Annotated in this window: 14 protein-coding genes and 2 pseudogenes; 11 read left to right on the forward strand and 5 right to left on the reverse strand. The window is 69.1% G+C overall.

The window, feature by feature from the left end; genetic code table 11:
* Nucleotides 1–15: 15 nt before the first annotated feature.
* The 6 genes from DL519_RS30810 to DL519_RS30835 all read left to right on the forward strand — a co-directional run bounded on the left by DL519_RS30810 (nucleotide 16) and on the right by DL519_RS30835 (nucleotide 4,342).
* On the forward strand, nucleotides 16–672 hold the full coding sequence (locus tag DL519_RS30810; RefSeq protein ID WP_190820005.1) for a response regulator: 657 nt from the start codon (nucleotides 16–18) through the stop codon (nucleotides 670–672).
* A gap of 49 nt (nucleotides 673–721) precedes the next feature.
* Nucleotides 722–1,525: an HAD hydrolase family protein gene (locus DL519_RS30815; protein WP_223839758.1), complete on the forward strand. Its 804-nt coding sequence runs from the start codon at nucleotides 722–724 to the stop codon at nucleotides 1,523–1,525.
* 258 nt (nucleotides 1,526–1,783) lie between these two features.
* Nucleotides 1,784–2,731, forward strand: coding sequence for an ABC transporter ATP-binding protein (locus tag DL519_RS30820; protein ID WP_190820006.1), 948 nt, complete (start codon nucleotides 1,784–1,786; stop codon nucleotides 2,729–2,731).
* The gene (locus DL519_RS30825; RefSeq protein ID WP_190820008.1) at nucleotides 2,728–3,453 is read left to right on the forward strand and encodes a hypothetical protein; all 726 of its coding nucleotides are present in this window, start codon (nucleotides 2,728–2,730) and stop codon (nucleotides 3,451–3,453) included. The genes DL519_RS30820 and DL519_RS30825 overlap by 4 nt, the downstream gene beginning before the upstream one ends.
* Before the next feature lie 317 nt (nucleotides 3,454–3,770).
* The gene (locus DL519_RS30830) at nucleotides 3,771–4,010 is read left to right on the forward strand and encodes a hypothetical protein (RefSeq protein WP_190820009.1); all 240 of its coding nucleotides are present in this window, start codon (nucleotides 3,771–3,773) and stop codon (nucleotides 4,008–4,010) included.
* Nucleotides 4,007–4,342 carry a hypothetical protein gene (locus DL519_RS30835; RefSeq protein ID WP_190820011.1) on the forward strand — a complete coding sequence of 112 codons (336 nt, stop codon included), beginning with the start codon at nucleotides 4,007–4,009 and terminating at the stop codon, nucleotides 4,340–4,342. Before DL519_RS30830 ends, DL519_RS30835 begins: the two co-directional genes overlap by 4 nt.
* Nucleotides 4,343–4,528: 186 nt before the next feature.
* Here the strand turns inward: DL519_RS30835 and DL519_RS30840 are convergent, their stop codons facing one another.
* On the reverse strand, nucleotides 4,529–4,996 hold the full coding sequence (locus DL519_RS30840; RefSeq protein WP_223839760.1) for a universal stress protein: 468 nt from the start codon (nucleotides 4,994–4,996) through the stop codon (nucleotides 4,529–4,531).
* A gap of 235 nt (nucleotides 4,997–5,231) precedes the next feature.
* Between DL519_RS30840 and DL519_RS30845 the strand changes: the two genes are divergently transcribed.
* The 3 genes and pseudogenes from DL519_RS30845 to DL519_RS30855 all read left to right on the forward strand — a co-directional run.
* Nucleotides 5,232–5,804 (forward strand): hypothetical protein, encoded by a 573-nt coding sequence (locus tag DL519_RS30845; protein ID WP_190820014.1) that lies wholly within the window; start codon nucleotides 5,232–5,234, stop codon nucleotides 5,802–5,804.
* Nucleotides 5,805–5,948: 144 nt separating this feature from the next.
* Complete coding sequence (trmB, locus tag DL519_RS30850; protein WP_223840391.1) at nucleotides 5,949–6,593, forward strand: tRNA (guanosine(46)-N7)-methyltransferase TrmB; 645 nt, start codon at nucleotides 5,949–5,951, stop codon at nucleotides 6,591–6,593.
* A gap of 233 nt (nucleotides 6,594–6,826) precedes the next feature.
* Nucleotides 6,827–6,973 (forward strand): annotated as a pseudogene (locus DL519_RS30855) (mycothiol transferase); the annotation flags it as partial.
* Nucleotides 6,974–6,995: 22 nt separating this feature from the next.
* Here the strand turns inward: DL519_RS30855 and DL519_RS30860 are convergent.
* Nucleotides 6,996–7,391 (reverse strand): GNAT family N-acetyltransferase, encoded by a 396-nt coding sequence (locus DL519_RS30860; RefSeq protein ID WP_263399734.1) that lies wholly within the window; start codon nucleotides 7,389–7,391, stop codon nucleotides 6,996–6,998.
* Nucleotides 7,392–7,651: 260 nt separating this feature from the next.
* Nucleotides 7,652–8,116 (reverse strand): nuclear transport factor 2 family protein, encoded by a 465-nt coding sequence (locus tag DL519_RS30865; protein ID WP_223839763.1) that lies wholly within the window; start codon nucleotides 8,114–8,116, stop codon nucleotides 7,652–7,654.
* A 298-nt stretch (nucleotides 8,117–8,414) separates the two neighbouring features.
* Here DL519_RS30865 and DL519_RS30870 point away from each other — a divergent pair.
* Nucleotides 8,415–9,313: pseudogene (locus DL519_RS30870) on the forward strand (nitric oxide synthase oxygenase).
* Entirely contained in the window at nucleotides 9,291–9,629 is a 339-nt protein-coding gene (locus DL519_RS49070) for a nitric oxide synthase oxygenase (protein WP_263399735.1), read from the forward strand. Before DL519_RS30870 ends, DL519_RS49070 begins: the two are co-directional and overlap by 23 nt.
* 312 nt (nucleotides 9,630–9,941) lie before the next feature.
* Here the strand turns inward: DL519_RS49070 and DL519_RS30875 are convergent, their stop codons facing one another.
* Both DL519_RS30875 and DL519_RS30880 read right to left on the reverse strand, forming a co-directional pair.
* Nucleotides 9,942–12,170, reverse strand: coding sequence for an FtsX-like permease family protein (locus tag DL519_RS30875; protein WP_190820018.1), 2,229 nt, complete (start codon nucleotides 12,168–12,170; stop codon nucleotides 9,942–9,944).
* Entirely contained in the window at nucleotides 12,167–12,874 is a 708-nt protein-coding gene (locus tag DL519_RS30880) for an ABC transporter ATP-binding protein (RefSeq protein ID WP_190820020.1), read from the reverse strand. Before DL519_RS30880 ends, DL519_RS30875 begins: the two co-directional genes overlap by 4 nt.
* Nucleotides 12,875–12,883: the final 9 nt, after the last annotated feature.

The raw sequence follows: 12,883 nt of genomic DNA on the forward strand, positions 1-12,883 counted from the left end.
GATAGGGTGTGCCACATGGTGCGGGTGCTGCTGGTCGACGATCAGGAACTGATGCGCATGGGGTTCCGGATGGTGCTCGACGCTCAGGACGACCTGGAGATCGTCGGCGAGGCCGGCAACGGCGCGGAGGCGGTCGAGCTCGCCGAGCGGTTGCGGCCGGACGTGGTCCTGATGGACGTCCGGATGCCGGTTCTCGACGGCGTCGAGGCGACCCGCCGGATCGTCGCGGCCGACAGCGCGAAGGTCCTGGTGATGACCACCTTTGACCTGGACGAGTACGCCCTGTCCGCGTTGCGCAACGGGGCCAGCGGCTTCCTGCTCAAGGACGCGCCACCGGAGAGCCTGGTCACCGCGGTGCGGTCGGTCGCGAGCGGTGACGCGGTGGTCGCGCCAAGCGTGACGAAGCGGTTGCTCGACCGGTTCCTGGGCGAGCGCGGCGGCCAGCTGCGGGACGCATCGGTGCTGGACGTGCTGACCGACCGGGAGCGCGAGGTGCTGGTGCTGGTGGCGAAGGGGCTGTCGAACGCCGAGATCGCGGGCAAGCTGTTCCTGTCCGAGGCCACCGTGAAGACGCACCTCGGCCGCATCCTGTCCAAATTGGACATCAGGGACCGGGTGCAGGCGGTGGTGCTGGCCTACGAGACCGGTCTGGTCAAACCGGGCGAGGCGTGAATTGCGCCTCCAACCAGGCACTTCGGGGCGCATCGGCGGCTAGCCTGCGGTGGTGATTGACGCCGCGTGGAAGCCCCGACTCATCGCCCTCGACGTCGACGGGACCCTGCTCGATCCGGCCACCCAGGAGATTTCCGCGGTGGTCCGGGCGGCCGTGCGCCGCGTGGTCGAGGCGGGCGCCCAGGTCGTGGTGTCGACCGGCCGGAGCACGCTCGGAACCCTGCCGATCCTCGACGACCTGAAGCTGACCAGCGGAGTCACGTTGTGCTCCAACGGCGCGGTGCGGGTGGACGCCGCGGCGCGGGAAGTGCTGTCCGTCGAGACCTTCGAGCCGGGGCCGGTGCTCGCCGAGCTGGCCAGGCGGCTGCCCGGCGCGATCTTCGCGGCCGAGGACGTCGGTGCGGGCAGCCTGGTGACCTCCAGGTTCCACGAGGAGGAGCTGCACGGCCCGCAACAGCTGGCGTCGCTGGACGAACTCGTCAGCGTCCCGGTGCCGCGGCTGATCGCGAACTGGGTGGATCACGAGCCCGCCGAGGTCATCGAGGTGCTGGCCGGGATTCGGTTGCCCGGCTGCACTTTCACGCTGGACCACTACGAGCCGTGGGTCACGGTGGTCCCGGAGGGCGTGACCAAGGGCTCGGCGCTGGAGAAGCTGCGCACCGAACTGGGCATCGCGAGCGAGGACACGTTCGCCGCCGGTGACGGGGACAACGACATCGAGATGCTGCGCTGGGCGGCGCGCGGCGTCGCGATGGGGCAGGCGCCGGAGGTCGTGCGCGCCGCGGCCGACGAGGTCACCGGGCCGGTCGCCGAGGACGGCCTGGCCACGGCCCTGAACCGCTTGTTCCGCTGAGTTCTGGCTGCGTGGCGGTGCGGGTGGCGGTGCGGGAGGCGGAACCTCGGACGCCCGGACTCCGGGATCGCTGTTTCGCGCATGTCCACCAAGCTCAGGGAGAACCCTGAGAGGTCATCCTGCTGGTGGGGGTCGACTACGACTCCAGGCTGACCCCAGGTCCAGACGCGGGGGCGATGCGGGTGCAAGGGTCGACCAGGCAGGCTTTGGAGTGTGGCCCGGGTGGGCCGCGGAATTGTCGGCCCGACAGGAGTGATCATGATCGAGGCGATCGGCCTCACCAAGCGCTATGGCTCGAAAGTCGCGGTGAACGACCTGTCGTTCACCGTGAAACCCGGCCGGGTAACGGGTTTTCTCGGCCCGAACGGAGCCGGCAAGTCCACCACCATGCGCATGATGCTCGGCCTGGACCGGCCGACCGCGGGTGAGGTGCGCATCGACGGCAAGCCCTATTGCGAGCTGAAGCACCCGCTGCGCACCGTGGGAGCGCTGCTCGACGCGAAGTGGGTGCACCCCAACCGGTCCGCGCGCACCCACCTGCAGTGGATGGCGAAGTCCAACGATATCCCCGCGAAGCGGGTCGACGAGGTGCTCGGCATGGTCGGCCTGGAGGACGTCGCGCGCCGCAAGGCGGGCGGGTTCTCGCTGGGCATGTCGCAGCGGCTCGGGATCGCCACCGCGCTGCTCGGCGACCCCAAGATCCTGCTGTTCGACGAGCCAGTGAACGGGCTCGACCCGGAGGGCATCCACTGGATCCGGCGGTTCATGCAGGGCCTGGCCGCGGAGGGGCGCACCGTCTTCGTCTCCAGCCACCTGCTCTCCGAAATGGCCCTGACCGCCGAGGAACTGGTGGTGATCGGGCGCGGCGAGCTCATCGCGCAGTGCAGCACCCAGCAGTTCGTGGACAACGCCGGCACGCAGGGCGTGCTGGTGCGCTCGCCGAGCTCGGCGCAGTTGCAGCAGCTGCTGAGCGCGCAGGGGCTGAACGCGCGGTCGACGGCCGCGGACACGCTCTTGATCGACGAGGTCGGCACCGAGCAGATCGGCGAACTCGCCGCGCAGCACGGGATCGTGCTGCACGAGCTCACCGCGCAGCGGAGCTCGTTGGAAGACGCCTTTATCCAGATGACCAGCAACGCAGTCGAATACCAGACCGGTCTCGGCGCCGCCTCGTCCGAGCCGACGGCCTCGGAGGTGGCCCGATGACCCTGCTCGCCGTTGAACGGATCAAGCTCTTCTCCACCAAGTCCCCGTGGTGGTGCACCTTCCTCGCGCTGGCGATGACCATCGGGTTCGCGATGCTGTTCGCGGCCCAGTCCGACGGCGGCATGTCGGTGCCGATGACGCAGGTCGGCTACCAGTTCGGGCTGATGGTGGTGCTGGTGCTCGCCGCGCTGTCGATCACCACCGAGTACCGGTTCGGCACGATCCGGGCGACCTTCCAGGCGGTGCCGAACCGGACCACCGCGCTGCTGGCCAAAACGGTGGTCGTCGCGGTGGTTGCCCTGATCATCGGCGAGGTGGCCGCGTTCGGTTCCTGGGGCGTCGCGAAGCTGCTGGCACCGGGCTCCAACCTCGCGTTCGCCACCGCTGACGACTGGCGCCACGTCGCCGGGGTCGGCCTGGTGTTCGCCATCAGCGCGGTGCTGGCGGTCGCGGTCGGTGCCCTGCTGCGGCAGACGGCCGGTGCGGTTGCCCTGCTGCTGCTCTGGCCGCTGCTGGTGGAGAGCCTGGTCGGCCTGATCCCGAAGGTCGGCGGCGACGTGCGGAAGTGGATGCCGTTCAACGCGGCCGACCACTTCATCTCGGGCACCGCCGGGGTCGGCGAGATGCCGTTCGGTCCGTGGGGCGCGCTGGCCTACTTCGCGGCCGTCGCGGTGGCCGTGTGGGTGATCGCTTTGATCATCGTCCAGCGACGCGACGCATGACCTGCGAGAACTGACCTTTCATGATCAACTGAAAAAAGGCCCAGTTGGGCGAGGGAAAGCTAAACGTTACCCGGCCCGGCCGAGAGTCTGATCACGTCAACCGATAGGATCGGGGGGCAAGATCGAGCCGCAGACGTCGCCTACTCGGTGCGCCGTAACCGTTGCGGCACGCAGTGTCCGCATTGGACATCGTGCGAGGGCTGACGTCGGGGCCGACAGGCACGACCAAATTCGACCGACTGCAACAGCGCTCGGGGGCGCCGGCGGTCGGGACGGGGGAGGGCCCGGGCTGTCATTCGGGGGATGGCCCGGGCCCTGTGCTTTCTGGACTCCCAGGTGATCTCCGCGGCAACGCGAGTGTGAATGCCAGCTCGCAGCGCGTAGCTGTCGGTGGCGTCGACGGGATGCGTGCCATCAAGCATCGGCAGATCCTGGACGAACTCGCCACACTGCTGCGCGGGGACGGGTTCCACGACGCCGGCAGCGTCACCAACGTCGTGCGAGCGGTGGACGAGTTGTCCCGGGCATCCTGGGCCTGGCGAGTGGATGGACGGTGATCGCATTGGACGAACGATCTGGTTATCACTTTCGAAAACCCGCCCTCAACCCGACGCGGCGATGGCAGGACGATCCCGAAGTCGAGGGCGAGTTGCAGCGCCTCATGAGCGGAGGCATCCCCACAGGTCCAGTGCAGTTCCTGAAGGCTCTTCTGGACGAGGACCGGCGCGTGGTGACGGAGGCGGATGGGACTGCGGTCTCGTTCCTCGATGAGATGGCTAGAGCCTTCGGATTCGTGCCGCTGATCGACCTGCGCGGTGGGACGTGCTCCTTGACGCCTGGTGCGAGGGAGCGCAGGGCGCTGTCCCGCGCCGGGCGCATGGGCGACTGAGCGGCAGCCGTTTCCAGCTGCTCACATGCCTTATCGCGCAGGCTCCGCTGACGCGCCGAACCGCAGCTGCAGTCCTTCCTCCGCACTGGCGACGCCTCCGCACGAGAGCCCGCACGCCCCGAGTTGCCGCAGCGATTCCGCGCGAAACCGCCCATCCGGCGCGAGCAGGCGGGCTGCCTGTTCCCGTTAGACGTTGGGGCGGACCACCAGCACCGGGCAGGCCGCGTGGCGAACGCACTGCTCGGCCACCGACCCCAGCATCAGGCCCGCGAACCCGCCGCGGCCCCGATGGCCGACGACGAGCAGGTCCGCTCCCTTCGACGCCGACAGCAGCGCCTGCGGCGAGGGCGAGTGGACCACGTGGATCTGGACCGGGAGGTCGGCGTGGTCGCCGAGCTTGTTGGAGACGATCCGTTCCGTGTCCCCCACCACCGTCTGCTGGAACTGGTCCAGGCTCGGCACGACATTCGGTGGGCAGTCCGCCGGTCGCGGCGCTGTCCGGAAGCTCCAGGCCCGCACCACGTGCAGAACGGTGTTGCGGCGTCTGGCTTCTTCGGCCGCGACGAGCAGGGCACGCAGCGACGATGCGGAACTGTCCACGCCGACGACGACGCCGCCGTCGATCTCCACCTGTTGGATCGTCTGATCTGGCACCTGTCCACTCCATCCGCACGAGGTCGAGTTGTCGAGCCGATCAGCGGTGGATCAGCCCAAGACGTTGTAGATACGTGATTTTAAGCACAATTAACATGTCCTTTTCATTCTTGATATTCGCTGTGGTAAGGCATGCGTAGGGATGTCCCGAACCAGCGTCGCTTGGGGGCATGCGTGGGTCGAGGGCGAGTTTGGGCTCGCAACTTTCTCAACAGCAGAAGGGTGGGGCCGAATCATGCAGTCGAAGGAGCGGTCGGTAGTCCAGGCGCAGGAGGGCGGTGCGCGAGCGCGGCGGTCTGTGAACGACGTCCAGCTGGAGCCGGTGCCCAGGCTGGAATGGTCGCTGGCAACGGAAGCGCACCCGCCCGCGCTGGAGGCCGCGACACCCGCATCGCTGCGTCGGAGCTGGATACACACCGCACCCGAACACCAGGTGCTCGGACTGTTCCGCAAGCTGCACGGCGCCAAGCGCCTACTGCCCGCCCCGTGGTGGCTGCGGGCCTTGGACCGCGACGAGATCGAGTCGCGGGACGCCGCGTTCGAGGTCGAGGACGAGGCGCAGGCGGTGCTCGGTTCCCGACCGGGTTGGGTCTTCGTGCCCTGGGCAGCGGTCGGCGAGGCCGGGTACTGGGAATACGCGCCGTCGGACCGCGCGCCGATGCGGACGCCCACCACCGTGGTGCTGACCGACGGGCACCGGGGATGGCTGAACGTGGTGCCGGTGCACGGCGACACCGAGCCGATTCCGGTGCCGGTCAAGCTGGCCATTGGCCTGGTGGCGATGTTCCCGCAGATCGAAGCCTGGTGACCCGCCGGCCCCGCCTTCGGGCGGGGCGGGGTTCGGTCGCCGGGGCTCGCCGCCCGTTTGCGATACTGGGTCCCCGTGAATGCCTCTGACCAGCAGGTTCCGTTCCGTCGTACCGTCGTCAGCTACGTCCAACGCGGCGAGCGGATGACGGCGGGTCAGCAGCGCGCCTGGGACCGGCACTGGTCCGAGTCGGGTTCCGAGGTGACCGCGCTGCCCGAAGGCCCGTTGGACCTCGCGACCTGGTTCGGCCGCTCCGCTCCGGTCGTGCTGGAGATCGGTTCCGGCATGGGTGAGACGACCTCCCAGCTCGTGGCCGCCCAACCCGACGCCAACTACCTGGCGGTCGAGGTTTACAAGCCGGGCCTGGCCCAGTTGATGCTGCGGGCCGAGAAGCTGGAGGTCACCAACCTCCGGCTGCTCCGCGGCGACGCGATCGTGCTGCTGCGCGACCACATCGAGCCCGCGTCGCTGGCCGAGGTGCGCATCTACTTCCCGGACCCGTGGCCGAAGAAGCGCCACCACAAGCGCCGTCTCGTGCAGCCCGACTCGGTGGCGCTGATCGCTTCCCGGCTCGCGCCGGGCGGTGTGCTGCACCTCGCGACGGACTGGGAGAACTACGCAGAGCAGATGCTGGAGGTCTGCCAGGCGGAACCGCAGCTGCGCAACCGGTACGCCGACGAGCCGGGTGGTTGGGCGCCGCGGCCGGAGTGGCGGCCGGTCACGAAGTTCGAGAACCGGGCGCACGAAGAGGGCCGCGAGATCCACGACCTGATCTTCGAACGCATCTAGCCAGGTTCGATCGGGACGCCCCGTCACTGCCATCTGCCATCGTCTGAACGGGATCTGGGCCCGAGCAGATGCGGAGATGAAGGCGATGACGAATGGGCGCCAGCGTGCGACGCAGCCGGAGGACCTCAACCGGTTCGTGCTGGAACGGCTTAACGCCGGTGACGTCGATGGGCTCGTGGCGTTGTACGAGCCCGACGCGGTCCTGATCGTGCTGACCGGCAGGGCCGTCGGGCCTGGACGTGCCCGGCGCGCGAGCGCTCCGCGAAACTCCGCCGTCGTCGGTGCGTTGGGTCTTGGTCCACATGATCGAGGAGACCGCTCGGCACGCGGGCCACGCCAGCATCCCCCGCGAACAGCTCGACGGTTCGGCCGGCGGTTAGCGCCGTGTCTGGAATCGCCGGGTCAGAGTTCGCCTAAGCCGTGCCGTTCCGAGAACTCAGGCGCCGTCATGCCCATGATGACCAGGTCGTGGTGGCGGCCGGCGAAGAATTCGTGGTCGCGCAGCCGGCCTTCGGAGACGAACCCGAGCTTGTCGTGCAGCGCGAGCGATGCGGCGTTGTAGGCGAGGATTCGTGCTTCGCACTTGTGGTAGCGGCGTTCGCCGAACATGAAGCGGAGCAGGAGCAAGAGCGCGTCGGACGCGTATCCACGCCGCTGGTGTTCGTCGCTGATGACCACGCCGTGGGAGAACCGCCCGGCGCAGGGGTCCGTGTCCTGGGTCGACACGGACCCGACCGGTTCTCCGCCGACCAGGGCCTCGATCGCCAAGCGGAAGGAGTCGCCGGAGGGCTGGGCCACGGACTCCGCCGCCGTCCACGCCCGGTACCCCTCCGTTGAACGCGGTGGATGCAGAACGTCCACCGACCGCTGGCGCCGAGTTCGAGTCCATCCGCATGAACGCTTGCCAATCCTCGCGTTCGATGCCCCGCAGCCGTACGAGCCAGCCTGTCCAGAAGGAGCTCATCCCGCCATCACAGCAAGCACTTCGTCGCCGAGTCCAATGATTTCCGGGCCATTGCAGGTCATGCGCACCGCGCGGCTCGTCAGAGTCGCCGCTGTCAATGCGATTGGTGTTGCGTCGGCGCTGGGTTCGCGCAGATGTCGGCGATTGCGGCGGTGTCCCAGTAGAACGGGTGGATCTCGGTGATCTGCTCGTTGCGGATCGCGATCGTCTGCAGGATGGGGAATTCGAGATCTCGCCCGGTTTCGCGGGCTCGTGCCCGGACGTGCGTGAGCACTACGGCCGTGCCCGTGGTGTTGTCCGACGCGAGGAAGTCTTGCTCCAGCATTTCGAAGGATTCCCAGGTCCGGCTCATCGCGAGGAAGAACCGTTCCATGCCCTGGTGGCCGTGCCAGGTGCCGCCGTAGGGCATCGCCTCGGCCTGGTGCAGGACGACGTGGGGTGAGAAGAACTCGGCGAGCGGTGCGAAACTCGCTTCGCCTGGGCCGCCCGCCGCCAAGTACTCGGCCTCCGCTGCGTACATGCCTTCCAGCACGGACTTGGTCGCGTTCGTTGCAGTCACGGCATCAGCTTTGTCGACCGGTCGGCCGGTTGCTGGCGGCGATCGGACGTCGAGGTTCGCCCGCAGCGCCGTCGACCCTTCCGCTGATCGGCATCGGCATCGGCATCGGCCGATTGGCCAAATCCATGATCGACAACGAAGTTATTCACTCGATTGGGCGGTCAAGAGTGGCTGATGTCGAGCCGAAGATTGTTACTACAAGAGGGATGGCACACGATCGGGGATTCGCAGGTTCACCGAAAAGAAGAACGCGTGCGAAGTGATGAGTAATCGGTGATCGCGACTACGTTACCGGCCCGTGACGGCTTTCCGCGATGACGTCTTCCCGATCCAACAACGCTCGCCGGAGACCGACGGCAGCATCGACGGGGCGATCCATCTCGCCGGTCGGTCCGAGTCGGCCACGGATCTTCCGGCGGCCGAAGAGTTCCTGCGAACCTTCCACGAAGCACACGCCGAGGCAGGGCCCCTGGACCGGAGACTGGCCGAGGTCCGCCAAGAGATCGCCGACACCGGCACCTACCGGCACACCAGTGCGGAACTCACCTATGGCGCACGCGTGGCGCTGCGCGACAGCGGTTGGTGCACGAGCGGCGTGCCGTGGGATCGGCTGCAGGTCCGCGACCTGCGTGGCCTGAGCAACGCCTCGGCGATCGCCAGCGAATGCTTCGAGCACCTGCGGCTGGCCACCAATGCGGGCCGAATCCAGCCGATGGTCACCGTTTCGCCCCGGACGCACCGGATCGCCCCGGCCCGCGCATCTGGAATGAACAGGTTGTCCGGTACGCGGGGTACGCGCTGTCCGGCGGTGGCGTGCTCGGCGACGCCCGGTACCAGGGATTCACCGCCGAGGTCCAGCGCCTGGGGTGGAAGCCGCCGAGCCAGCGCAGCCGCTTCGACCACTTGCCGCTGGTGGTGGAAACCGCCCACGAAGGCACCAAACTGGTGACCGTCCCGCGCGACGTCGTGCAGGAAGTTCCGTTGGAGCACCCGGATTTGCCGTGGTTCGTCGAGCTGGGACTCCGCTGGCACACCGTGCCCCTGATCAGCAACATGCAGCTGCTCATCGGCGGCATCCGGTACCCCGCCGCGCCGTTCAACACCCGGTTCGTGGCGAACCGAGATCGGCACCCGTGGCCTGGCCGACGAGAGCGCGTACGGCATCACCCGGCACATGGCCGAACGGCTGGGCATTGACACCTCCACCGAACGAACCCTGTGGCGGGACCGGGCGATCGTCGAGATCAACCGGGCCGTGCTCTTCTCGTTCGACTCCGCGCGCGTCACGATCACCGACCACCACAGCGAGGCGCTGCACCGGCTGGCCTTGCTGCGATCCGTACCTGGGGCCGATGCCCGCCGACCGATGTTCACCGTCACCACGGAAGGGGCCCAGCGGATCCGGCCTGGAAAATCGCCCGGCTCCCAGTCCCCCGAACCGCCGCAAATCCGGTACGACGTGCTGTCGCGGATGAACCGCCGTCGCTTGGGTACCGGCTCGTCCGAGGACTGATCTGCGACTGCTGCGCACCGTCGCTCGCCGAATGACGGGCTGCGGCGAATCGGTCCATGGCTTCGGGGAGAACTGAGCTGAGCGACATGAGCACCAGCAGCGCGAGGGCGATGATCGCGCCGGTGGCGGAAACGAGGGTGACGAACATTTCTGACCTCCCAGGATCTTCTTTCTGGCCCTTTGAGTATCGCTTTCGGCCGGGTGTTTCGGATCGGTCATGTGGTCGGCCCGGGATGGCCGACCGGCCAGTCCCGCGCGTTGCGGAACTGGCCGGATGGTCACTGGCGGGGCTACTCGCCCACTACTCGCCCACTACTCGTCAGTGATGGGCTCGGTGCTGATCCGGCGCAGCATGGGGCCGCTGGTGGAGGCGGCGAGCACCGCGACGGCCACCCCGATCGCGACGGGGGCGAAGATCCAGCCGCTGATCACCACCGGCGTGTCCGCGCCGAACAAGGTCAGCATCGACATGCCGACCGCGATGCCACCTGCGCCGGCGCCCAGCGTCGCGACCAGCGCGGGCAGCGCCGCCTCGGTCCGCAGCGCACGGCCCAACATGCGCACCGGGGTCCCCGCCGCGATCAACGCGCCAAAGGTGCGTCGGCGGTCGACCACCGACGACGCGGCGGTGATCGCGGCGCTGCTGCCGGCGAGCAGGGCGGCGAGCGAGAGCCCGATGGCGGTCACCCGCTTGAGATCGCCCAGCATCGTCTGCTGCTCCTCCAGCCGCAGCTCGCGGCTGTTGAAGCTGTCGCCGGGAAGCGCCATGGCTAGCGCGGTCCGTACCTTCTCCCGGTCGGCGTCGGTCGCCGGGTTCACGGCCAGCGTCGATTCCCCGACGTTAGCGATCTCGCCGGGCACCAGCGCGGGATCGATCAGCACCGAACCGCTCAGCTCGGGGTCCTGGCCGCCGAGCGGGCGCGTCACGACGTTCGCGGGCAATCCGAACTTTGGTGGCTCCTCCGCGGTACCCGGCTCCGGGATGGGCGAGACCCGCAGACCCGAAGGAGGCAGCTGCGTGCCCGGATCGACGCGGATGGCCGGTGGGCCCGCACACAAGCCAACCGCCATCCGGGTCACCGCCGCGGCATCCGGGCAGCTGATGACCAGACCGGCGTACGTGCTGCCCTCGTAGGTGTCGAGTGCGACCGGTTCCGCTCGCACGACGGTGGCCTTCGCGCCGCTGCGGTCCAACTCGTCGACGATGCGCTTCTGCTGGTCAGCTGCCTGCGCGGCCGGTACGTCGAGGTACAGCACGGAGTCCTTGAAGGACCGGCCGCCGCCCGCGAAGGTCTCGAAGCTGGGCAGCAGGGTCAGCGCCATCGACCCGACGAACACCGCGAGGACGATGCCGGACACGGACCGGTAGGCGGCCTTCGGATCGCTGCACAACCGCCGACCCGCGAGCAGCGTCGCCGGGCGTCGCCAAACGGTGGCGAACAAGTTGCCGAGCGCTCCGGTCAACCACGGCCCGACGACCGAGGCGGACAGCAGCACCGCCGCGAGCGCCGCGAGCAGGAACGTCAAGCCGCCGGTTTCATCGGCCGTGTAGAGCCCGAACGCGAAGAACCCCGCTGCCGCGGGCAGCGCGAGCAGCCGCCACGCCTTGGGTGGCTTCCTCGACTGGCTCATCGCCGCGCCGACCGGCGCCTGCACCACTCGGCGCAGGCCCAGCACCGCGGCCAGCACCACCAGCAGCGGGATCACGACCGCCACCGCGACGAGCGTCGGCAACGACGGCGTGAAGTCGCTGGGCAACCAGGTGCCGCCACCCCACGGGATCTGCGCCCCCAGGTACCGCAGCGGCCAGCTCAGCACGAGCCCGACGACGGTGCCCGCCACCGCGGCGATCGTGGTCTCCGCGGTGACCGTGCCGACCACCTGCCCCGGCGTTGCGCCGGCCAACCGCAGCGCCGCGAGCCGGCGTTCCCGACGTGCGGCGGTCAGCCTGGCGGCCGATGCGACGAGCACGAGGCTGGGAATGGCCAGCAGCACGATCCCCACCCCGGCCAAGAACTTGAGCAGGAAGTCGTCGGTGCCGGCCGCGACCCACCCCGAGTCTTCGGCCTCCGCGGCGTCCACCGTGCCCGGCGGGTGCCCGACCAGGGCGACGAGCTGCTCCGGGAACTTCAGCGACGTCTCGTCCAGCACGCCGACCACCTGGCCAGAGAACCGGTTGGCGAGCTCTTCGCGCGGATACTTCCCGGTCAGCTCGGCCAGTCGCGGCGACAGCAGCACCTCGCCCGGCCTGGGGAAGCGCGGTGCGCTGCCCGCCGGAGCCCGATCGCCCGAGATGTCGAGCCGGATGATCCGCTGGTTCTGGAAGAAGTCCTGGCTCGCCACCGAGATCGCGCCGGAGGGATCCACGGCGCCGCGTTGCCACGACGCCCGTTCCATCCGGGCATCCGTCGCGTTCGGCAGGGTCGCCAGGAACAGGATCAGCGCGGTGGCGACCGCGACCCCGGCCGCGGTGAGCACCGCCGACAGGCGACTGCGGGAGTCCACCCGCAACACCCGCAGCGCCAGCTGCACGGGATTCATCCGACCATCACCCCGCCGGCGATCAGCCCGTCGCGGATCTCCACGGTCCGCCCGGCCTTGGCGGCCAGCTCCCGGTCGTGCGTCACGATGACCACCGCAGCCTGGGTTGCTGCTGCGGCGGCGAACAACGCCTGCGTGGTCTCCTCCCCGGTGCGAATGTCCAGCGCGCCGGTCGGCTCGTCGGCGAAGATCACCTTCGGGCGGTGCGCGAGGGCCCGCGCGATCGCCACCCGCTGAGCTTGGCCGCCGGAGAGCTCGCCGGGGAGGCGCTTCTCCAGCCCGCCCAGGCCGAGCCGGGCCAACCAGTCCCGCGCGCCCGCCAGCGCCTGCTTGCGGTTCGCCCCGGCCAGCAGCAGCGGCAGCGCCGTGTTCTCCGCCGCCGTCAACTCGCCGACGAGCATGCCCTGCTGGAAGACGAAGCCGAACTCGTGCCGCCGCAGCGCGCTGCGTTTGGCCTCCCTGAGCTGGTCGATGCGGTGCCCGTCCAGCAGCACCTCGCCGCCGTCCGGGCGCAGGATCCCGGCCAGCACGTGCAGCAGCGTCGTCTTGCCGGAGCCCGACGGACCAACGATCGCCAGCACCTCGCCGGTGTGGATCGCCAGGTCCACCCCGGCCAGCGCCCGGTACGAGCCGTAGTTCTTGAGCAACCCGCGCCCCACCAGGAACGGTCCCCCGGGCCGCCGATCGACGGTTGAAGCCGACATCTTCCTTCC

The sequence above is a fragment of the Saccharopolyspora pogona genome (assembly GCF_014697215.1).
Taxonomy (GTDB): Bacteria; Actinomycetota; Actinomycetes; order Mycobacteriales; family Pseudonocardiaceae; genus Saccharopolyspora; species Saccharopolyspora hattusasensis.